Consider the following 22,924-nt stretch of genomic DNA (forward strand, 5'->3'; position numbering starts at 1 on the left):
AAAGGAGATTTCTGACTTGAAAGTAACTATATACACAGACGGCGCCGCCCGCGGCAATCCAGATGGTCCGGGCGGATTTGGAACCGTCATTCACTATGTAGATCCGGCAGGAAAACTGCACACGAAAGAGATTTCCGGCGGCTACAAACGAACTACGAACAACCGTATGGAGCTGATGGCAGCTATCGCCGGTCTCGAGGCGCTCAACCGCCCCTGCGAGATCGAACTCTATTCAGATTCCCAGTATCTCGTCAACGCTTTTAACCAGCACTGGATCGAGGGTTGGATCAAAAAGGGCTGGAAACGCGGCAAAAATGAGGAGGTTAAGAATGTAGATCTATGGAAGCGCCTGCTCGCTGCCAAGGAACCCCATCAGATTTCGTTTTTCTGGGTGAAGGGGCATAATGGGCATCCGGAGAATGAGAGATGTGACTTTTTGGCTACTTCGGCGGCGGATGGGGACGAGCTGATGGTGGATCCGGGGGTATAGCTCGTTACTGCTCACACATGTGTGCCCAGTAACAGGATTTTGCCGATGCTTCGCATTCCAAATCGGCAAAATCTGCATCCGGAACTGTATTGTACGGAATTTTCAGTTCAGAAAATTCCTACCTGTGAGCAGTTACTATAACAACCCTTACGATATGTTACATCTTTCGATCATCTATTTTCAAACTGTCTTAAATGTGCTATTTTAAAATTATCAAGTGAACAGGAATAGCAAAGGCGGTTGAGAGTAATTTGAAAAATAAAGGAATGATCGCTGCCCTCGGTCTGATTCTGGTGCTGGGGATTGTGACGACGGCGGCAACGCGGCGTTATATCCGGGAGCAGGCGGGAAGTGAGAGAAGCCTGACGGTCGGACCGGAGGCGATGTATGAGGCGGAACCATTTGCGGCGGAAGCAGCGGAAAATGGTCTGGCGGAGGATGCGCCGGAGCCATCTTCTAAAAAAATGGCGCATGCGGAAAGCGTGGGGACAGAAGATAGAGCCTGTATGCAGGCGGAAGGAGATGTTTCTGTCCAGTCTTTAGGTGAACAAAAGGAAAAACGTGCAGATAATCGGGCGGCTGCTAAGGCGGCAGAGAAGCAGAGCGCGGGCGATGAGTCGGATCATTCTGTGAATACAGGGGCGATTGTGTCCCCGGTTGAAAATGGAATTGTATCTCCTGCGCGAGGCGCGTCCTCCGGGACAGGTGCAGGCTCGGACCGGACAGCGGAAGATTACCGGAACCGGCTGGGCGAGATCGAGAATACGATTCAAAACCTGGAAAATTCGGGAAGTGCGAATACGACCGACGCGATGCGGGAGGCGGTCGCGTATGAGTACCGGCTCTGGGATGCCGAATTAAATCAGATTTATCAGGCAATCATGGCGGTGCTTCCAGACGAGGAGACAGACACGCTGCGTGGTCGGGAACGCAGATGGATCCGGGAACGTGATACGGCGGCGAAACAGGCGGCGGAGCGCTACAAGGGCGGCACGATGGAAAATGTTGAGTACACGGCGTCGCTGGCAAATTCGACGCGGGATCGGGCGTATGAGCTTTTGGATTTGTATGAATCGTATCTTCCGGCAGAGTAGTGAAAAAATTAGAAAATGGGACTTTTGCGGCATATAGAATTGCGGTAAGGGTCCCATTTTTGCACACTTTTTGTACCGATAAACCTCTTGCGAAATGTAAATTCCTATGATAGGATATAAAGAATGAGGAAAATTTTACTTAAATAGAAGTAACTATAGGAGGAAGCAACGTGAAAAAATACGGTGTGAACGAACTTAGAAAGATGTTCTTAGACTTTTTTGAGAGCAAGGGACATCTGGCAATGAAGAGTTTCTCTCTGGTTCCGCATAATGATAACAGCCTTCTGCTTATCAACTCTGGTATGGCTCCGTTAAAGCCATATTTTACGGGTCAGGAGATTCCGCCGAGAACAAGAGTATGTACCTGTCAGAAATGTATTCGTACCGGCGATATCGAGAATATCGGTAAGACTGCCCGTCATGGTACCTTTTTTGAGATGCTTGGCAACTTCTCCTTCGGTGATTATTTCAAAGAGGAAGCGATTCACTGGTCCTGGGAATTTTTAACCGAGGTTGTCGGACTTGATCCGGATCGCCTCTATCCGTCTGTGTTCGAGAGCGATGACGAGGCATTTGATATCTGGAACAAAGAGATGGGTATTCCGGCAGAGCGTATTTTCCGCTTTGGCAGAGAGGATAACTTCTGGGAGCATGGCGCTGGTCCGTGCGGTCCGTGTTCTGAGATTTACTATGACCGCGGTGAGAAATACGGCTGCGGCAAACCGGGATGCACGGTAGGCTGCGAGTGTGACCGTTACATGGAGGTATGGAACAATGTATTCTCCCAGTTTAACAACGACGGTCACGGCAACTACACCGAGCTGGAGCACAAGAACATTGATACCGGAATGGGTCTGGAGCGTCTGGCAGTGATCGTACAGGATGTAGATTCCTTGTTTACGGTTGATACCAACAAAGCTCTGTTAGACCGTGTCTGCGAGCTGGCACATACCGAATATCAGAAAGATCATGAGACCGATATTTCTCTGCGTATTGTAGCGGATCATATCAAGTCCTGCACCTTCATGATTTCCGATGGCATTATGCCATCCAACGAGGGACGCGGATATGTTCTGCGCCGCCTTCTGCGCCGTGCAGCACGCCATGGCAAAAAACTTGGCATCGAGGGTGAGTTCTTAGCAGCTCTGTCCCGCACCGTTATCGACCTTTCCAAGGATGGTTATCCGGAACTGGAAGAGAAGAGCGCGATGATTTTCAAGGTTCTTTCGGAGGAAGAGGATAAGTTCAACAGGACCATTGATCAGGGTCTTGCGATCCTTGCTGATATGGAAGAAGATATGAACAAGAAGGGCGAGAAAGTGCTGTCCGGCGACAACGCATTCAAGCTCTACGATACGTATGGATTCCCGATCGATTTAACCCGTGAGATTCTCGAGGAGAAGAGCCTCGGTATCGATGAGGACGGCTTCAACGCAGCGATGAAACGCCAGAAAGAACAGGCGAGAGCGGCAAGAAAGACGACTAACTATATGGGCGCGGATGTTACGGTATACCAGTCCATCGATCCGGCTATTACAACTGAGTTTATCGGCTATGATCGTCTGACAGCGGAATCCGAGATTTCCGTTCTGACGACCGAGGATGAGATTGTAGAGGCACTGACTGACGGTCAGACTGGTACAATTATTACCAAGGAAACCCCGTTCTACGGAACCATGGGTGGCCAGGAGGGTGACTTCGGTCAGATTACCGCTCCGGACGGCTCTGTGTTTGAAGTAAAAGATACCATTCATTTACAGGGTGGCAAGATCGGTCATGTCGGTGTTGTAGTAAAGGGTATGTTCGAGGTGGGAGAAAAAGTAACCATGTCGGTTGACAAGGAAAACCGTGAACTGACTTCCCGCAACCATTCCGCAACCCATCTGCTTCATAAAGCGCTGCGTACCGTACTTGGTAGCCATGTAGAGCAGGCTGGTTCCCTGGTAACCCGTGACCGTCTGCGTTTCGACTTTACTCATTTCTCTGCGATGACTCCAGAGGAGATAGAGAAGGTTGAAAAGATTGTAAATGATGAGATTGCAGCATCCCTGCCGGTTGTAACCGATGTTATGTCCTTGGATGAGGCAAAGAAGACGGGCGCGATGGCACTGTTTGGCGAGAAGTACGGCGAGAAAGTCCGTGTTGTCAAGATGGGAGATTTCTCCACCGAGCTTTGCGGCGGTACACACGTATCCAACACAGGCACAATTGCATCCTTCAAGATTCTCTCTGAGGCTGGTATTGCAGCAGGCGTCCGCCGTATCGAGGCGCTGACCTCCACCGGTTTGATGAACCACTACAAAGAGGTAGAGAATGAGCTGCATGAGGCGGCGAAACTGGCAAAGACCACTCCGGCGTCACTGAGCAGCAAGATTGAGTCCATGTTAGAGGAGATCAAGACTCTGCACGCAGAGAACGAGAAGTTAAAAAGTAAGCTGGCGAACGACTCTCTGGGCGATGTTATGAACCAGGTACAGGATGTAAACGGCGTGAAGCTGCTGGCAGTTGAGGTTAAGGATGTAGACATGAACGGTCTGCGTAATCTGGGCGATCAGCTGAAAGAGAAGCTGGGCGACGGCGTTGTTCTGATTGCATCTACTCTGGATGGCAAGGTAAGCCTGATGGCTTCTGTAACTGACGGTGCGATGAAGAAGGGTGCACATGCTGGAAACTTAATCAAAGCAATCGCAGGTCTTGTCGGCGGCGGCGGCGGTGGCCGTCCGAACATGGCACAGGCTGGCGGAAAGAATCCGTCTGGTATTGCAGCAGCCCTTGAAAAAGCGGCAGAAGTAGTAGCAGAGCAAGTAAAATAAAAAAATCATAAAAAAATGTAAAATGTTGTTGACGTATCATTTTATGATATAATCTTTTTAGTGCTAAAAAAATACCCATACAGTTGTATTAATATGCACTTATTACACAACTGGAGGGAGGTTAGGTGTGAGCTATGTCAAATGTAATCGTTAAAGATAACGAGAGTCTGGACAGCGCTTTACGCAGATTCAAAAGAAACTGTGCTAAGGCTGGTATCCAGCAGGAGATTCGGAAAAGAGAGCATTACGAGAAACCGAGCGTTCGTCGTAAAAAGAAATCCGAAGCTGCTAGAAAACGCAAATACAATTAAGTAACGCAAAAGTCCTGGTTTTCATATGAACCAGGACTTTTTTGTGCAATAGGAGAAAGAGAAGAAATGCGATGTGGCGGATGATGGAGTGAGGGGCATGAGAGAGAAGCAGGAAAATGAGAGACGGGGAAAGGGATTGAAACAATATATTGCGGATCGGCGCCTGGCAGCAGTCAGCCTTGTGCTTGGTGTTTTGATGGGGCTGATGATTCTTCTGGGAATCCGTTACAGCCGCAATGAGCTGATTTACCGGACGGCGGGACAGTTTTTGGGACAGTTGGCGGGCTGGGCGGTGTGTATGACGGTGATGGTCTGGGCGATTTGTGTGGGACTGGATGCTTTGGGGCGTGGCTGGTCTGAGATACGGGATTTTCAGTTCAGAGAATTCCTGCCTGTGAACAGTTGCCAGAAACGGACGCAAGCACGGAGGGGGAAAGACTGCGAAGACCAGGGAAGCAGCCGCGATGTGGAAAGCCAGGGACGGGAAGCGAAACAGCGCGCAGCGAAAAATTCGGATTTGGGGACATGGCTGAAATGGATGTTTCTCTCCTGGTGCGTCTATCTTCCGGTTTTTCTGGCGGTTTATCCGGGCATTTATTCTTACGATGCGTCCGCGCAGCTCCTTCAGTTTTATGGAAAACTGCCGCTGACAACCCACCATCCATTAATTCACACGCTATATCTGGGACTCTGCATGAAGATTGCGGGGCGTCTGTTCCATACCTATCAGGCAGGGATGGCGCTGTATGCGCTGTCGCAGTCGTTTTTTATGAGTGCGGTATTTTCCCTGTGTCTGTGCCGGATGAAAGCGCGGCGGGCACCGCGATGGCTCTGCGTTGCTTCGTGGACGTTCTGGATCCTGAATCCGTATCTGACGGTCTTTTCCTTTGTCACGACGAAGGATGTGCTCTTTGGCGCATTTTTTCTGCTGGCATTTGATACGGCATGTTGTCTGGCGGAGGATCCGGAGCATTTTTGGCGGGGAATGTGCCAGAAGAAAGAGGATTTGGATAAAGAAAGAGAGCTGGATAAAGAGAAAAATCCGAACGGAACAGGATCTCGGAAAGAAGTGGGAAAGACGGGTGATTGGCTGCTCTTTTTTGTGAGTGTGTTTTTCATGTGCCTGTTCCGGAATCAGGGAATCTATGTGTTCTTGTTTTTTGTTTTGGCAGTCTGCCTGTTTTTACGAAAAAAAGTGTATCGCAGAAACTGGTTTATCGGGGCATCTCTGCTGGTGGCAGCTTTATGGTATGTTTTATCCGGTCCGATTCCAACGGCGTTCGGCGTGGGAAAGGGCGATGCGAGGGAGATGCTGTGCGTGCCGATGCAGCAGCTGGCGCGCATGTATCATGAAGTTCCGGAGAAATTGACGCCGGAGGAAAAGGAATATATCGAGACGCTGATTGACCCGCAGGCGCTCAGTGAGTATGTCCGTGTCAATGCGGATCCAGTGAAAAATGGATTCCATACGGAAGTGATGCAGGCAGATATGGGACGTTTCGTGCGGACCTGGGCGGAAATCGGGAAGCGCCATCCGGGTATTTATCTGGATTCATTTCTGATGGGGAACTGGGGGTACTGGTATATGGGAGACAGCCAGTACTGGATCAGCTATATTTTATACGATGGGGCATACTTGGAAGGTAATTTAAATATCCTGCATATCACGCGTAACAGCCATTTTCAGGCGCTTTCGGACTGGTTGAGGGAGGCGACACTGACACCCGCATTCCAGTCGGTTCCGGTGCTGTCGGTGCTTCTCAATCAGGCATTTCCGTTCTGGCTGATGCTGTTTGCGGCAGGATTTGCAGTCTGGAAGCACCGGGCGTATGAGATCATTCCGCTGATGCTTCTGCTAGGCTGCTGGGGAACACTTCTGCTGGGACCGGTGGTTTCCCTGCGGTATGCATTGCCGTTGATTTACTGTGTGCCGCGGATGCTGGAAATGATAGTGGGTTTGACGGGAAAATAGTAAACGGCATAGTTTCTGCTTTCCTACATATATTAGATAATAACAATGAAATAGGCGGTAGGCGCTTGTTTGGCAGACAGAAAAAAGCGATCGTTTCGGCACTTCATCTGCCGGAGGACGTCGTTCTCGGAGAGATGCTTCTGTATTTACCGGCAGTCGGGCGGCTGTGGTAGAAAATTACAGGAGCATTCTCTTTTTTTCCGACGAAATGCTGCGGCTGACGGGAAAGAACCTCCGGCTTACTATCAAGGGGAAAGGGCTTTCGATTGAGTATTATGACCGCGACAATCTGCGGGTCACGGGGCAGATTGTGTCTGTCGAATTTGGGGTGCTGTGAGGAATGAGTATGGCGAAGGTAAGGCACCTTCTACATGGGATAGTGCGGCTTAACATGCGCGGCACCTCCCCGGAGAGATTCCTGAATCTTTGTACACTGGCAGGTTTAAATGTCTGGCAGGTAAAAAAAGAGCAGGAAAATCTGCTGTTTTATATGGAAATCCGCGATTTTAAGCGGTGTGCGCCACTGGCAAGAAAAGCGGGAGTCCGTCTGCATATCGTTGAAAAGCGTGGACTGCCGGTGTTTCTCTGGCGGAACCGGAAACGGAAAGGGTGGGCGGTCAGCTTCGTCCTTTTTTTTCTGTTATTATTGTTTCTGGCACAATTTGTCTGGGAGATCGACTGGAGTGGAAACCGGCGTTATACCGAAAGTGAGCTGAATCATTACCTCCAGACGCTGCAGATTGAAGAGGGAATTCCCAAGAAGCGGATTTCTTGTGCGAGGCTGGAGGAAGAACTGCGGGAGTCATTTGAAGATATCACCTGGGTGTCGGTGCGCCTGCATGGGACGCGCCTTTTCATCCGCCTGCGGGAGAGCGAGGTTCCGGTCCGTCAGGAAGTGGAGTCCGGCGAGGCGTGCGATCTGGCGGCGGCATCCGACGCGCGGATCACGTCGGTAGTCGTCCGGAGCGGAATCCCGCTTGTGCAGGCGGGAGATACGGTGGAAAAGGGGCAGCTTCTGGTGTCGGGAACGGTGCCGATCACAGATGATGGAGGCGAAGAAATTTCCTCTTACCGGGTGCGGGCGGATGCGGATATATATGGGATCCGGGAGCGGGTCGGGAGAAAGGAGCTTCCGCTCTGGAGGGAAATGCGGACGGAAACGGGAAAGAAACGATACGGAATTGCTTTGGAAGCAGGAACACACACATTTTACTGGAAAATTCCAGAATTTTACGATATGATAGAACATACATTCGATGTGGCGGAGCGGTGGGGATTTTTCAGACGAAGCAGGCGGATGAAACCTGCCTGGACGATCCGGACGGAGTACCGGAAATTGCGGCTCCCGCTTGATTTTTATCTGCCGCTTTCTGTCGGGTGGAGTGAGTACCGGGAGACGTCTGTCTGCGAAAAAAGGTATACAGAACCAGAGCTTGCGGCGCTGTCAGCGGCATTTCAAAAGGAGACGGAAGAAAAATTGATCGAAAAAGGTGTACATATTATGGCAAGTGATGGTAGAATACTAATAAATGGCGGAGTCTGCCATTTTGAGGTACGGCTTCAGACGGAGGAGCCGATTCAAGTTGTGACACAAGGAGAACAGCAAAGGAATGAGCATAATAGAGACAATGATTGATATTCCGATGGAACATGAGCGGAATGTATGCGGACAGTTTGACGCGTATCTGAAAAAGATTGAGCGGACGTTGCACGTGACGATGATCACACGCGACGGCGCGCTGAAAATCATCGGTCCGGAGCAGACGATCCGGCAGGCGAAGAGTGTGTTCAACAATCTGTTAGAGCTTTCCAGGCGCGGCAATACCATTACCGAGCAGAATGTTGATTACGCCCTGTCGCTGTCCTTCACGGAGAAGGACGATCAGATTCTCGAGATCGATAAGGATATCATCTGCCGGACGATCACGGGCAAGCCGGTCAAACCGAAGACGATGGGACAGAAACAGTACGTGGACCTGATCCGCAAGAAGATGATTGTATTTGGCATCGGTCCGGCGGGTACCGGAAAAACGTATCTGGCGATGTCGATGGCGATACAAGCATTTAAGAGTGGCGAGGTAAGCCGGATCATCCTGACGCGTCCGGCGATCGAGGCGGGGGAAAAACTGGGTTTTCTGCCGGGCGATCTGCAGAGCAAGATCGATCCGTACCTGCGTCCGCTTTACGATGCGCTGTATCAGATTATGGGGGCAGAAAGTTACCTGCACAATTCTGAGAAGGGCTTGATTGAGGTGGCGCCGCTTGCGTACATGCGTGGTCGTACCCTGGATAATGCGTTCATCATTCTCGATGAGGCGCAGAATACGACCCCGGCACAGATGAAGATGTTCCTGACACGTATCGGCTTTGGTTCCAAGGTGATTGTGACGGGCGACCAGTCGCAAAAGGATCTGCCTGCCGGAGCTGCGTCCGGACTGGATACGGCGATTCATGTACTCAAGAAAATTGACGATATTGGTTTCTGCTATCTGACCAGCAGCGATGTAGTCCGCCATCCGCTGGTACAGAAGATCGTAGAGGCATACGATGCGTATGAGAAAAAAGATGCGGATGCGTCCCGCGGTTTCCGGAGAAATAGTTCCGGGACGCGTGACCGGAAAGATGGAGGAAGAAAGAACAGATGACAATCCAGATCGAATATGAAGCAGAGCGGGAGTGGGAGATAGATTACCGGCCGATCATCGAGGAGATCGTGGTTGCGGCACTCGATTATGAAAAATGCCCGTATGAGGCGGAGGTCAATGTAGTCCTGACAAATGATGAGGAGATTCATCGTATTAATAAGGAATTCCGAGGAATCGACCGGGCAACCGACGTCCTCTCTTTTCCGATGGGTGATTACGATGTGCCGTCCGATTTTGAACGGTTGGAAGAGCAGTCAGAGGACTATTTTAACCCGGAGACGGGCGAACTTCTTCTGGGCGATATCGTGATCTCGATCGATAAGGTAGACGAGCAGGCGGAGAAATACGGTCATTCTAAGGAGCGCGAACTGGCGTTCCTGGTGGCACACAGTATGCTGCACCTGTGCGGTTACGATCATATGGAAGATGACGAACGCCTTGTGATGGAGAAAAAACAGGAGGAAATCCTGGCTGGCAAAGGGTATACGCGCTAAAAGCAGAGAAAAGAACCGGAGGGAAAGGGGAGAGCCCATTCGGGAAATGAGGCATATGGGGATGTGATGGGGGAAGTGCGGAATGAAAAAAAACAGTTGGAAAATAAGGCACTGGCACTGACTCTGATGGCAGTCTGCTGGCTGTCAGGCTGTTCGGCTCACAAAGAAATATCGGTAACTGCAGCAGAGACACAGGAGGAGACACGTGAGCTGTCCTTAAATACAGAGACGGAGGCCGAAACGCAGCCGGAAGCAGAGCCGGAGGGACGTTACGAAAAAGACGGGAAGATACAGAGTTATCTGACCGGGGAATGGACGGATGTCGCAAAGGCGAACCGCCGTCCGCTCGCAATCATGATGAGCAATGACAAGGCGGCGCTTCCGCAGTATGGCATCAACCATGCCGGAGTGGTCTATGAGGCACCGGTGGAAGGCAACATGAATCGTTATATGGCACTGATAGAGGACTATGACGATCTGGACCGGATCGGTTCCGTCCGGAGCTGCCGCCCATACTATACTTTTTTTGCAAGGGAATTTGAGGCGGTCTATGCACATTATGGGCAGAATACGTTTGCACTTCCGTATCTGGAGCAGATGGAACATTTAGATGGAATCAAAGGCAATGGGGCATCTGCGTATTTCCGGACCAAGGATCGGAAGACCCCGCACAATGCCTATGCATCGGGACCAAAGCTGCGCCAGGCGATCGAGGCGAGCGGTTATGCGGATGCGTATCCGGAGAGCTATGAGGGGCATTATACTTTTGCGCCGGAGAGTGCGCCGGTGTGCTTTGAGGATGGTATCGCAGCGGCCAAAGTAGTGCCAGGTTATCAGTTAAGCAATCCCTGGTTTGAGTATCACCCGGAGGACGGGCTGTACTACCGGTATCAGTATGGCGGTCCGCATATGGGAGATGAAGGACAGATAGCGGTTAAAAATATTATTTTCCAATACTGTTTGTGGAAATATTATAAACCGACGGAATATCTGGATATTGATGTCCATACACCGGCGACGGGGTATTATTTTACAAATGGACACGGCATTCTGATTCGTTGGGAAAAAGACGGCGCTTACGGCGTCACAAAGTATTACGATATGGACGGTCAGGAAATCAAGCTGAATCCGGGCAAGACCTGGGTCTGCATCCTTCCGAATGACCGTATGGATAAGGCGGAATTCTATGGAGAACAGACGGAGTAGAAGAAAACCCGGAATGCGGGAAGAGAAAGAAAGAGAGATAATCAGCCGGCAGCGCACGGCAGGACGTAGAGAAGAAGCAGCTGGAGGCAGCCGGGAAAGTGCGGGCAGAAGCCGTAACCGGTCAGGAAGCAGCCGGAAGCCGGAAGCGGTTCCGGTGAAGAAAGAAAATTTTGTCATTCAGGGTACGATCCTGGCGGCTGCCGGTATCATTGTGCGTCTGATCGGTATTCTGTACCGCGTCCCGATGACGAATATCATCGGCGATGAGGGCATGGGATATTATTCGACGGCATTCAACGTATATAATATCATGCTGATCCTTTCATCGTACAGTCTGCCTCTGGCGGTGTCGAAGATGGTAGCGGCCCGCCTTGCGAAAGGGCAGTACCGCAATATGAACCGTGTTCTGCGGGCGGCGCTTGTCTATGCGACGGTCGTAGGTGGTCTGGCATGCTTTATTACCTGGAATTTTGCAGGCTTTTTTGCAACGACCTTGTTTAACACGCCGTTCTGCGTGTATGCACTCCGCACACTTGCGCCAACGATCTGGATCATGGCGTATCTGGGCGTGCTGCGCGGTTATTTCCAGGGACATGGAACGATGATTCCGACGGCGATCTCCCAGATCCTGGAGCAGGTGGTCAACGCGATTATCAGTGTGGTGGCCGCCAGCGTCCTTTTCAAGGTGGGACTGGATACAGCGAAAGTATATGGAAAAGATGGATATGCACAGGCATTTGGCGCGGCAGGCGGTACGATCGGCACAGGAAGCGGCGCGTTTGCAGCCTGTTATTTGTGCTGGTATTGTTTTTACTCTACCGTCCGACGGCAAAACGGCGGATTGCCAAGGATCGGAGCGGTAGTGTGGATTCCTACCGTCAGATTTCGAGAATCTTCTTCTTTACCGTTATTCCGGTTATCGTAAGCTCGGGTGTTTACAATATTAACTCGGTTATTGACAACGGTATCATGGCGCACGGCATGGAGTCGCTGGGACGCGGCAAAGAGTTTTTAGCCCTCTGGGGTATCTACAACAACAAATATATGCTGCTGGTACATGTCCCGCTTGCGATGGCGAACTCACTGTCCTCGTCGCTGATTCCTTCGCTGTCCGGTGCAATAGCGCGTAAGGACCGAAAGGCGGCGATTGAGAAGACAGCCCTTGCGATCCGGTTTGCTATGCTGATTGCGATTCCGTCGGCGGTGGGGCTGACGGTACTTTCAGCGCCGGTCAATAACCTGTTATTCCGTGGCGGCAACAATGCGGAAGCGATCCGTATGATGATGATTGGCGCTTCAGCCGTTATCTTCCTGTCGCTTTCGACGGTTACCAATGCAATCTTACAGGGACTGAACCGGATGAATGTTCCGGTGCGGAACGCCCTGATTTCGTTGGCATTACACGTGATTGCGCTGTATATTATGCTGATGATCTTCAATATGGGTATCTACAGTATGGTATTTGCAAGTATTTTATTTGCGCTCTTTATGTGCATTTTAAATGCGATCGCGATCCGCAACACACTCGGTTACCGCCAGGAGATGGTCAAGACCTTCCTGCTGCCGGCAATCAGCGCAGCATTTATGGGCGCGGCGGCATATGGCGTGTACCGTGGGGTTACGCTGGTGATCCACAGCAATGTGCTGGGAACGCTGCTGGCGGTGCTTGTGGCGGTCGCGGTATATGGCGTGCTTCTTATCAAGCTGCACTGTATCGAGGAAGATGAGATGTATTCAATGCCGATGGGACGGAAACTCACACGCATCTGCCGGAAGCTGCATCTGATGTAGGGTTAGAAATTTAGTTATGATTAAAATTTAGAAAAAAGTGAATAATAAGGATACACAACAGGAGGTATCCTTATTATGAGAAAATATCAGGGAATACTGTTTGCGGCGCTTTTTTGTTTTGCAATGCTTCTGCTTCTGGCGGCAGGGCTCTGGTGGTACCGTCCACGGCGGGCGGAACCGGTACCGGGGCGCGTGTATGAGTCAGAGCGGATGCCGGAGAATAATGCGGTTCTGAACCCGGAACCGGAAGTGGCGGAGAAACAATCCGGCTATTGTCTGACGGCGGAGGATGGGATGCTGCTTATCTTTGACGGAACAAGCGGCGAAGTCTGTTTCCAGACCCATATGCCGCTCTCAGAATTTTCCGTGGAAGAACAGGAAAAACTGCTGGAAGGAGTCTGGTTCGACACAATGACGGATGTGTTTCACTATCTGGAGTCTTTCAGCAGTTAGATGTGATTATAATACAGTCAAAAAACAAAGAAGAAAGTCCGCGTATGAACGGTACGAAGCAAACGGTCAGGAAGGGAAATAGGGATGAGTCAGAATAAAGTAATCATAGTGGGAGCGGGAGCAGCCGGAATGACGGCTGCCATTTTTGCTGCCAGGGAGGGCGCTCAGGTGGTTCTGCTGGAACATAAAGACCGGGTCGGCAAGAAGATCCTGTCTACCGGCAATGGACGCTGTAACCTTTCAAACCGTTTGCAGGAGCCGTTCTGCTACCGCAGTGGTCAGCCGGATTTTCCATGGAAGGCGCTTGGGGCGTTTACGCTTCCGATGACACTGGAATATTTTGAGGATCTCGGCGTTTTGACGCGGGAACGGGACGGATATCTGTATCCATATTCCGGGCAGGCAAGCGCTGTTTTAGATGCACTCCGTCTGGGACTTGCGCGGGAGTCGGTTCAGGTGGTGACGGAATGTGATGTTTTCTCGATCACGCTGCGCGAAGATGCAAAACGTCGGTTTGAAGTGAAAACGTCCCAGGGGAGCTTTTCAGGCGAGGCGCTGATTCTGGCGTGCGGCAGCAAGGCGGCACCGGGTACAGGTTCGGATGGAAGCGGATATAAGCTGGCGAAACGGCTGGGACACCATATCATCAAGCCGCTTCCGGCACTGGTTCAGCTTCGTTGCCCGGAAAAGTTCTTTAAACAGCTCGCCGGAGTACGCGCGGATGCCTCTGTGATACTCTACAGCGATGGCAGAAAGCTGGCGGAGGACAAGGGCGAGGTGCAGCTTACGGATTATGGTATTTCGGGGATTCCGGTTTTCCAGGTCAGCCGCTTTGCGGCGCGCGCGCTCGATGAGGGACGGGATGTACGGGCGGTACTCAATTTTTATCCGGAATGCCCGGAAACGGAGACACGTCGGATATTAAAAGAGCGGAGTGAGCGCCTGAAAGAACGGCAGGTGGAGGACTTTTTTTCCGGCTGGATACATAAAAAACTGGCAGCTCTGTTTTTAAAACAGGCAGGAATCCGGCCAGATCGGACGGTTGGCAGCCTGACAGAGGCACAGATTCAGACGCTGGGGGATCTGCTCTGCCGGTTTGAGGTCAGCGTGAACGGTACAAATTCCTTTGAACAGGCACAGATCTGCTGCGGCGGCGTCGATGTGCGGGAGGTTGACGCACAGACGATGGAATCGAAGAAGGTAAAAGGGTTATATTTTGCCGGGGAGATTCTGGATGTCGATGGCATCTGCGGCGGTTATAATCTCCAGTGGGCGTGGAGCAGCGGCGCAGCAGCTGGAAAATGTGCTGGAAGGGAGTCAGATAAATGATACGAGTAAATCAGGTAAAACTGCCGGTCAGCCACAGTGAGGCGGATCTTCGCAAGAAAACTGCCAAAATGATGGGAGTATCGGCAGATCAGATACAGTCGGTGGAGCTGGTGCGCCAGTCTCTGGATGCGCGCAAAAAGCCAGATCTGTACTATTTATATGCATTAGATGTTGCAGTGGCAGGGAAAGAGGCGGCGATTGTCAAACGTGCGCGCAGTGTAAATGTGCAGATCCGAAAGGAAGAGGCGTACCGCCTGCCTGATCCGGGAATAGAGCGCTTCGGGAACGACCGGTAATCGTGGGCTTTGGTCCGGCAGGTATGTTTTGTGGTCTGATGTTGGCGCGTGCCGGATATCGCCCGCTTATTCTGGAACGGGGGCTGGATGCGGACAGCCGTGCAAAGGCAGTTGCACGCTATTGGACAGATGGAACGCTGGATCCGGAGTGCAATGTGCAGTTCGGCGAGGGCGGTGCCGGTACGTTTTCAGATGGAAGCTGAATACGCTGGTCAAGGATCCGTCTGGGCGGAATAAGGAAGTGCTGAAAATCTTGGCGCAGGCGGGCGCGGATCCGGCGATTACCTATGTGAACAAGCCGCACGTTGGAACGGATGTTCTGCGGACGGTGGTAAAGAATATTCGAAGTGAGATAGAGAGTCTGGGCGGTGAGGTACGGTTTGGCTGCCGTCTGGAGGACTTTGAGACACAGAATGGTCATTTGTGTTCCATCCGCGTCAGTGCCCGTAAAGGCACGTCGGAGGCAGGACGGACGGTGGAGGAGATTCCGGCATCGGCACTGGTGTTGGCGATCGGGCATAGCGCCCGCGATACGTTTGCGATGCTGGCAGAGAAACCGCTCGACATGCAGGCAAAGGCATTTGCGGTGGGACTGCGGATCCAGCACCCACAGACGCAGATCAACTTAAGCCAGTACGGACGGGAAGAAGCCGGGAATCTGGGGGCTGCCAGCTATAAGCTGACGGCACAGACCTCCGGAGGCAGGGGCGTGTATTCTTTCTGTATGTGTCCGGGCGGCTTTGTTGTGGATGCATCCTCAGAGCCGGGACGGCTGGCAATCAACGGCATGAGCAACCATGATCGTGCCGGTGCAAACGCAAACAGCGCCCTGATTGTGACCGTTACACCGGAGGATTTTCCACAGCCGGGCACACTTGGCGGCGTGACGTTTCAGCGTCAGCTGGAGGAAGCGGCATACCGCTGCGGCGGCGGAAAAATCCCGGTACAGCTTTATGGTGATTTCCGGGAAAACCGGATTTCAACGGGATTTGGAGCAGTGACACCACAGTTTGAAGGACAGTTTGCATTTGGAAATCTGCGGGAGGTGCTGCCGGAAGCGCTTTCGGCAGCGATGTTAGAGGGAATGGAACATTTTGGACATGTGATTCATGGCTTTGACCGTGAGGATGCGGTTTTTGCCGGAGTAGAGAGTCGGACCTCCTCGCCGCTGCGGATTCCGCGTGACCACGCGACGATGGAGAGCAGCACGATCGCGGGCATCTACCCATGCGGCGAAGGCGCTGGATATGCGGGCGGCATTACCTCGGCGGCGATGGATGGGATGAAGACGGCAGAGGCAATTATCGCGAAGTATGCTATCCCCAAAATTAAATTGTGAGAGAGAATGGTTCAGCGGCTTTAGGCTTTATAGTAAGGATGTCTGCCTGTAGCTGCGAAGAAACAAGCATTATAAGAGGAGAAATGATAGATGAAACAGGAAAGAATTGACCGTATTAATACGTTATATCATAAGAGCCAGGCAGTTGGATTGACCGAAGAAGAGAAAAAAGAGCAGGCAGCGCTTCGGAAGGAGTACATTGAGTCAATCCGTGGAAATATGCGAGGACAGTTAAATTCGATACTGATTAAAGAGAAAGACGGTTCTATTACGGATCTGGGTAAGAAATACGGCGGCGTTACGGATACGAAGAATTAATTGAAGGGTAGAAGAGATGGTTATTCATTCATCTGGATCGCAGATATCAAAACAGGAGATTCGCGCATATGTCCTTCAAAAACGCCGGACTCTGCTGCCAGAAGAAAAACAACGATGGGATGAGGCGTTGTTAGAACGTCTCCACCCCCTCTTTCCATCAGCCGGGACGGCAGTGTATGTTTATACGAGTGTGCGCGGTGAGGCAAGTACGGAATATTTGATTGACGAGCTGTTAAAGCGCGGCTGCCGGGTAGCGCTGCCGCGGGTGTTTGGGCGTGAGATGCGTTTTTTCTATGTCACAGATCGGAGCCAGCTTGTGGCGGGGGCATATGGCATCCCGGAACCGGCGGACGGATGTCAGGAGGCAGATGCGCCGAAAGCGCTGGTGATCACGCCTGGCGTAGGGTTTTCCAAGGACGGAAACCGCATCGGTTATGGGGCGGGGTATTATGACCGCTTTTTTGCGGCAGAACCGGACCATATGGCGGTGGGGATCTGCTATGGATTCCAGTTGTTTCCGGCATTTGAAACCGAAAAGCACGATAAAAAAATGGCATATATTGTGACACCGGAGCAGACAATTAAAGTTTTGTAATGTCTGGCGCACTCGCGCGAAGCAGAAACATATCAAAGGAATACAAGAACAGAGCAGCCGTGTGGTAAACTCTGTTTTTGCTTCCAGATACATGAACCGGAATATTTTGTAAGAAACTGGAAAGGATTCTGGCAGGAATGGGACTTGCGAAAATGAGCGCCATATAGTAATATTATCTAATGTATGAAATATTAGGATTATTAGGATAATGAAAGAATAGTAAGGAGCAATACAATTTATGGATTTACATACAAACGATTCGTCCGAATCCGCAGCAGGCGTGTTTGTGTCTGACAAATGTCAGATTCCGGTGGGCGGTATACCGCAGCAGGAACCGGATCGCCAGCAGTATTATATGGCACTCTGCCGCCAGAAGGTACAGGAGATTTCGGACAAACTGGGGCGTCCGCTGACCTGCTTTATCTCGACGTTCGGGTGTCAGATGAATGCACACGATTCAGAAAAGCTTCTCGGTATTCTGCTGGAAGCAGGATTTGTGGAAGGAACCAGTGAGGAATCGGATTTCGTCCTCTACAATACATGTACAGTCCGTGAAAATGCGAACCTGCGCGTGTATGGACGTTTAGGGTATCTTCACAGTCTCAAGAAAAAGAATCCGCACATGATGATCGCACTCTGCGGCTGCATGATGCAGGAGCCGGAGGTTGTAGAGAAATTAAAGAAGAGCTACCGCTTTGTGGACTTGATTTTCGGCACACACAATGTATATAAACTGGCAGAGCTGCTGGAACAGCGCTTTGAGACGGGGAAGATGGTCATCGATATCTGGAAAGGAACTGATAAGATCGTTGAGGATCTGCCGTCGGAGCGCAAATATACATTTAAGTCTGGCGTTAATATCATGTTTGGCTGCAACAATTTCTGCAGCTATTGCATCGTCCCGTATGTGCGCGGACGCGAGCGCAGCCGTGCGCCGGAGGACATCATCCGTGAGATTGAAGAGCTGGTTAAGAACGGCGTCGTGGAGATCATGCTGTTAGGGCAGAATGTCAATCCTACGGAAAGAACCTGGAATCTCCAATTACCTTTGCAGAACTTCTGCGCCGGGTAGAGCGGATTGAGGGGCTTAAACGGATCCGTTTCATGACCTCCCATCCGAAGGATCTGTCGGATGAGCTGATCGAAGTGATGGCATCTTCCAAGAAGATCTGCCGCCATCTGCATCTGCCGCTTCAGTCGGGCAGCAGCGAGATCCTAAAGAAGATGAACCGCCATTACACGAAGGAGCAGTATCTGGAACTGACAGAGCGCATCCGCAAGGCGGTACCGGATATTTCCCTGACGACGGATATCATCGTTGGATTTCCGGGAGAGACGGAGGAAGATTTCGAGGAGACACTGGAGGTTGTGCGGAAAGTCCGCTACGACAGTGCATTTACCTTTATTTATTCGAAGCGCACCGGAACTCCGGCGGCAGCGATGGAAAATCAGGTTCCAGAAGAAGTTGTCAAAGAACGTTTCGACCGTCTGCTCGCAGAGGTACAGGCGATTTCCGCACAGGTCTGTGGACGAGATGTCCATACGGTGCAGGAGGTTCTGGTGGAGGAACCGGACAGTCACGTGGAGGGACTGGTAACCGGACGTATGTCCAATAACACAATCGTTCATTTCCCAGGTGGAAAAGAGCTGATTGGTAAAATTGTTAAAGTATATCTGAAGGAATCCAAGGGATTTTACTATATGGGATCCCTGGTAGATTAAGGAGGATAAATTTATGAAAAAGCATTATAAAGGATTGACGGTTCTGCTGTCAGCCTTCATGCTGGCAGGAAGTGCTTCCGTCGCATATGCAGGACCGGCAGATGACATTGCAAACGGTACAGTCGGTATGCCAAACACCGGTTCGTCAACATCGGCAGAGCAGTTCAACCAGGGAACCGGGCAGCAGGATGAGAACACGGCACTTCATGTCGGCGTCAATTATCTGTATAATGCGGAAGGCGATATTTCTGCATTTGCGATGGATTTGAAAAACTTTGAGGGGATCGGCGGCGTGTCCTACCGTGCATATACCAACACAGGCGGTTATCTGTGGTGGTACCATGACGGCATCCAGACCGGTGTGGTTGGTTCTGGAAGCTGGGTAGAGGCGATCCAGATTCAGCTTTCCGGTCAGGCTGAGAAGATGTACGATGTTTACTATAGCGTTACATCCAGTGGTCAGGGCAAGATGGGATATGCGAAGAACGGCGAAGTGGCTGGTACCGTGGATATCGGCGAGAAGATCCTTTCGATTGAAGTCGTATTAGTTCCGAAGGGAAGCGCAGGTCCGCAGAGTGCAGCACCGCGCTACAAATCAGCTGCTTCCAGCAGACTGAGCGTAGCAGAAAATGCAACGGTTATGTTCAATGAGGACGGAAGCGTATATAACGGCTGGCTTTCCGATGACTTTGTACGTTATTATTTTGAAAATGGCTACGCAAAGACCGGCTGGCAGTATATCGATGGTTACAAGTTCTACTTTGACTCCTGCGGTCGTCTGGTTCAGGATGTAGACAGCCTGATTGGCAAGCAGTCCGATTATCTCCTGAAGGTAAATAAGACACTGAACTGCCTGACGGTTTATGCAAAAGACGGCAATAACGGATATATTATTCCGGTGAAAGCGATGCTGACCTCCGTCGGTGATGATACGCCGATTGGAACTTTCAAGACACCGGAGAAATATCGCTGGAGACTGATGGTAAATGATACTTACACCCAGTATGCAACCCGTATCACACAGGGATTCCTGTTCCATTCGATTACATACGCAACCCCGAATGAGAATAACCTTCTGACCGTCGGCTATAATGGTCTGGGTGTTTCCCGTTCTTTAGGCTGTGTACGCCTGAACTGTAGAAACTCCAAGTGGGTATATGATAACTGCCATCTGGGAACGCCTGTACAGGTATACGAGGATGCCAATGTAGCATCTCCATTTGATAAGCCGGAGCTGGTACCGATCTCCGATCAGCAGACCTGGGATCCGACGGATCCGAAATTCAACTAAAATAAAACGACAGCGGTCTGTCCGGTCTGGCATTCAGATGAGTGAAGTGCCGGAAAACGGGCAGATCGCGATGAAGAGAGGTAAATTGTGGCACTTTCACCAATGATGACTCATTATCTGGAGACGAAAAAACAGTATCCGGACTGTATTCTGTTTTATCGTCTTGGCGATTTCTATGAGATGTTTTTTGAGGATGCCCAGACTGTTTCGAAAGAACTGGAACTTACCCTGACTGGAAAAGACTGCGGACTGGAGGAACGCGCGCCTATGTGCGGCGTTCCTTATCATGCCGTAGAGGGTTATTTGAGCCGTCTCGTCCAGAAGGGCTATAAGGTCGCCATCGCAGAGCAGATGGAGGATCCGAAACAGGCAAAGGGACTTGTGAAGCGGGAGGTAATCCGGGTGGTGACGCCGGGAACCCTGACAAATTCACAGGTTCTGGAGGAATCAAAAAACAATTACCTGATGGGAATTGTATACATAGACGGTGTATTCGGCGTTTCGACGGTTGATGTCAGCACGGGCGACTATCTTGTGACGGAGGTTCGCAACGAGCGCAGTCTGTTAGATGAAATTTATAAATTTTCGCCGTCGGAGCTTATCTGCAACGAGGCTTTTTACATGTCAGGAATCGATTTAGAGGACTTGAAAGTACGGTTAAATGCCGTGATCTCAGCACTTGAAAATCGGTTCTTTTCTGATGATTCCTGCCGGAGAATCCTGCGGGAACATTTTCATGTAGAGCACCTGGAAGCGTTGGGACTGGCGGACTATGAGACGGGCGCGATTGCGGCGGGCGCTGTCCTGCAGTATCTGTATGAGACGCAGAAAAATACACTGGAACACCTGACGCGCCTGACTGTCTATACGACCGGACAGTTTATGATGCTGGATACGTCCACGCGCCGGAACCTGGAGCTTACTGAGACGCTCCGGGAAAAGCAGAAGCGGGGCACACTTCTCTGGGTGCTTGATAAGACGAAAACGGCGATGGGCGCCCGTATGCTGCGGACACTTGTGGAGCAGCCGCTCATCAGCCGGGAGGAGATCCTGCGCCGCCAGAATGCGATCGAAGAGCTGAACATGAACTATATCAGCCGCGAGGAGCTGTGCGAATATCTGAATCCGATCTACGATCTCGAACGTCTGATCGGACGCATCAGTTACCGGACGGCAAATCCGCGCGATCTCATCGCGTTTGGCAATTCACTGGCGATGCTTCCGTATATCAAACAGATTTTGAAGGAGTTTTCAGGCGAGCTGCTTAAAAACCTGGAAGCCGCTCTGGATCCGCTGGCAGATTTGAAGGAACTGATTGACAAGGCGATCGTGGAAGAGCCGCCGATCACGGTGCGCGAGGGCGGCATCATCAAGGAAGGCTACCATGAGGAGGCAGACCGTCTGCGTCATGCAAAGACAGAAGGAAAAGACTGGCTGGCACAGTTAGAGCAGAGCGAGCGCGAAAAGACAGGCATCAAAAACCTGAAAGTCAAGTTCAATAAGGTATTTGGCTACTATTTTGAGGTGACTAATTCCTTTAAGGATCTGGTGCCGGATTATTTCATCCGTAAACAGACCCTGACAAACGCAGAGCGCTATACGACCGACCGGTTGAAAGAGCTGGAAGATATCATTCTCGCGCCGAGGACAAGCTGGTTTCTCTGGAATATGATCTGTTCTGCCAGGTGCGCGACCAGATCGCGGGCGAGGTAAACCGGATTCAGAGTACCGCCCGTGCGATCGCGATGACGGATGTGCTGGCGTCTCTGTCGGTGGTGGCGACGCGTTACAATTACGTGAAACCTCATATCAACGAAAAGGGCATCATCCGCATCAAAAACGGACGTCATCCGGTCGTAGAGCGCATGATGGGCGGCGAGATGTTTGTCGCTAATGACACATATTTAGACAACGGAAAGAACCGGATTTCGATCATTACCGGTCCGAACATGGCTGGTAAGTCAACTTATATGCGTCAGACGGCGCTGATCACGCTGATGGCGCAGATCGGAAGCTTCGTCCCGGCGGATGAGGCGGATATCGGTCTCTGCGACCGTATTTTTACCCGTGTGGGCGCCTCGGATGATCTGGCATCTGGTCAGAGTACCTTCATGGTGGAGATGACCGAGGTTGCGAATATCCTGCGGAATGCGACGAAAAACAGCCTTCTGATTCTCGATGAGATCGGGCGCGGTACGAGTACCTTCGACGGCCTTTCGATCGCCTGGGCGGTTGTGGAGTATATTAGTAATACGAAGATTCTGGGTGCTAAGACGCTGTTTGCGACACATTACCATGAACTGACAGAGCTGGAAGGAACCTTAAGCGGCGTCAACAACTACTGTATCGCGGTCAAGGAACAGGGCGACGATATCGTCTTCCTGCGTAAAATCGTGAAGGGTGGCGCCGATAAGAGCTACGGCATCCAGGTGGCGAAGCTTGCAGGCGTTCCGGCTCCGGTCATCGATCGGGCAAAAGAACTGGTGGAAGAATTGAGCGATGCCGACATTACAGCGCGTGCGAAGGAGATTGCAGAAAATGGTCCGGGAACCCAGACGCGCAAAAAGGTGGCAAAACCGGACGAGGTAGATCTGCAGCAGATGTCGATCTTTGACACGGTCAATGAGGACGATATCATCAAGGAGATCATGGAACTGGAAGTAAACCGGATGTCTCCGTTGGATGCGCTCAATACATTAGATAAGCTGCAGGCGAAGCTGAAAAATCGGTGGATGCACCAGTAAAAAAGAGTTTAGGAAGGATGT

The 22,924-nt window shown here is 51.1% G+C and carries 17 protein-coding genes and 3 pseudogenes; all 20 read left to right on the plus strand.

Annotated elements, in window-relative coordinates:
* The first annotated feature begins 16 nt into the window (after nt 1–16).
* Entirely contained in the window at nt 17–490 is a 474-nt protein-coding gene (gene rnhA, locus DW085_RS03360; protein ID WP_022359619.1) for a ribonuclease HI, read from the plus strand.
* A gap of 251 nt (nt 491–741) precedes the next feature.
* On the plus strand, nt 742–1,584 hold the full coding sequence (locus DW085_RS03365; RefSeq protein ID WP_118491354.1) for a lysozyme inhibitor LprI family protein: 843 nt from the start codon (nt 742–744) through the stop codon (nt 1,582–1,584).
* Between the two features lie 203 nt (nt 1,585–1,787).
* Nucleotides 1,788–4,397, plus strand: a complete 2,610-nt coding sequence (gene alaS, locus DW085_RS03370) for an alanine--tRNA ligase (RefSeq protein WP_243033924.1) — start codon at nt 1,788–1,790, stop codon at nt 4,395–4,397.
* A 134-nt stretch (nt 4,398–4,531) separates the two neighbouring features.
* Nucleotides 4,532–4,708, plus strand: a complete 177-nt coding sequence (rpsU, locus tag DW085_RS03375) for a 30S ribosomal protein S21 (protein WP_003504099.1) — start codon at nt 4,532–4,534, stop codon at nt 4,706–4,708.
* Between the two features lie 97 nt (nt 4,709–4,805).
* Nucleotides 4,806–6,680: a DUF6020 family protein gene (locus tag DW085_RS03380; RefSeq protein WP_147353923.1), complete on the plus strand. Its 1,875-nt coding sequence runs from the start codon at nt 4,806–4,808 to the stop codon at nt 6,678–6,680.
* 166 nt (nt 6,681–6,846) lie between these two features.
* A complete protein-coding gene (locus DW085_RS19545; protein ID WP_243033911.1) occupies nt 6,847–7,017 on the plus strand; it encodes a YabP/YqfC family sporulation protein in 171 nt (56 codons plus the stop codon).
* Nucleotides 7,018–7,026: 9 nt separating this feature from the next.
* Nucleotides 7,027–8,316 (plus strand): sporulation protein YqfD, encoded by a 1,290-nt coding sequence (locus tag DW085_RS03390; RefSeq protein WP_182430759.1) that lies wholly within the window; start codon nt 7,027–7,029, stop codon nt 8,314–8,316.
* Nucleotides 8,291–9,325, plus strand: a complete 1,035-nt coding sequence (locus tag DW085_RS03395; RefSeq protein WP_243033912.1) for a PhoH family protein — start codon at nt 8,291–8,293, stop codon at nt 9,323–9,325. The genes DW085_RS03390 and DW085_RS03395 overlap by 26 nt, the downstream gene beginning before the upstream one ends.
* The gene (gene ybeY / locus DW085_RS03400; protein WP_022359625.1) at nt 9,322–9,819 is read left to right on the plus strand and encodes an rRNA maturation RNase YbeY; all 498 of its coding nucleotides are present in this window, start codon (nt 9,322–9,324) and stop codon (nt 9,817–9,819) included. The genes DW085_RS03395 and ybeY overlap by 4 nt, the downstream gene beginning before the upstream one ends.
* 66 nt (nt 9,820–9,885) lie before the next feature.
* Complete coding sequence (locus DW085_RS03405) at nt 9,886–11,025, plus strand: DUF3048 domain-containing protein (protein WP_243033925.1); 1,140 nt, start codon at nt 9,886–9,888, stop codon at nt 11,023–11,025.
* Nucleotides 11,006–11,950 (plus strand): oligosaccharide flippase family protein, encoded by a 945-nt coding sequence (locus DW085_RS20355; protein WP_347474963.1) that lies wholly within the window; start codon nt 11,006–11,008, stop codon nt 11,948–11,950. Before DW085_RS03405 ends, DW085_RS20355 begins: the two co-directional genes overlap by 20 nt.
* Nucleotides 11,890–12,816: a polysaccharide biosynthesis C-terminal domain-containing protein gene (locus DW085_RS20360; protein WP_347474967.1), complete on the plus strand. Its 927-nt coding sequence runs from the start codon at nt 11,890–11,892 to the stop codon at nt 12,814–12,816. The genes DW085_RS20355 and DW085_RS20360 overlap by 61 nt, the downstream gene beginning before the upstream one ends.
* Before the next feature lie 75 nt (nt 12,817–12,891).
* Nucleotides 12,892–13,269, plus strand: coding sequence for a hypothetical protein (locus DW085_RS03415; protein ID WP_106999838.1), 378 nt, complete (start codon nt 12,892–12,894; stop codon nt 13,267–13,269).
* Nucleotides 13,270–13,353: 84 nt separating this feature from the next.
* Nucleotides 13,354–14,598: an NAD(P)/FAD-dependent oxidoreductase gene (locus DW085_RS03420; protein ID WP_118491362.1), complete on the plus strand. Its 1,245-nt coding sequence runs from the start codon at nt 13,354–13,356 to the stop codon at nt 14,596–14,598.
* Nucleotides 14,595–16,233 (plus strand): annotated as a pseudogene (locus tag DW085_RS03425) (FAD-dependent protein). Before DW085_RS03420 ends, DW085_RS03425 begins: the two are co-directional and overlap by 4 nt.
* Before the next feature lie 90 nt (nt 16,234–16,323).
* Nucleotides 16,324–16,551 (plus strand): DUF896 domain-containing protein, encoded by a 228-nt coding sequence (locus DW085_RS03430; protein ID WP_022359502.1) that lies wholly within the window; start codon nt 16,324–16,326, stop codon nt 16,549–16,551.
* Between the two features lie 16 nt (nt 16,552–16,567).
* On the plus strand, nt 16,568–17,146 hold the full coding sequence (locus tag DW085_RS03435) for a 5-formyltetrahydrofolate cyclo-ligase (RefSeq protein ID WP_118491364.1): 579 nt from the start codon (nt 16,568–16,570) through the stop codon (nt 17,144–17,146).
* A 355-nt stretch (nt 17,147–17,501) separates the two neighbouring features.
* Nucleotides 17,502–18,868 (plus strand): annotated as a pseudogene (gene miaB / locus DW085_RS03440) (tRNA (N6-isopentenyl adenosine(37)-C2)-methylthiotransferase MiaB).
* Between the two features lie 13 nt (nt 18,869–18,881).
* A complete protein-coding gene (locus tag DW085_RS03445; RefSeq protein WP_118491366.1) occupies nt 18,882–20,159 on the plus strand; it encodes a L,D-transpeptidase family protein in 1,278 nt (425 codons plus the stop codon).
* Nucleotides 20,160–20,261: 102 nt separating this feature from the next.
* Nucleotides 20,262–22,903 (plus strand): annotated as a pseudogene (gene mutS, locus DW085_RS03450) (DNA mismatch repair protein MutS).
* The last annotated feature ends 21 nt before the right edge of the window (nt 22,904–22,924 follow it).

Origin of the sequence: Clostridium sp. AF50-3 (assembly GCF_003477445.1) — a bacterium.
In the GTDB taxonomy this organism is placed as follows: Bacteria; Bacillota; Clostridia; order Lachnospirales; family Lachnospiraceae; genus Otoolea; species Otoolea fessa.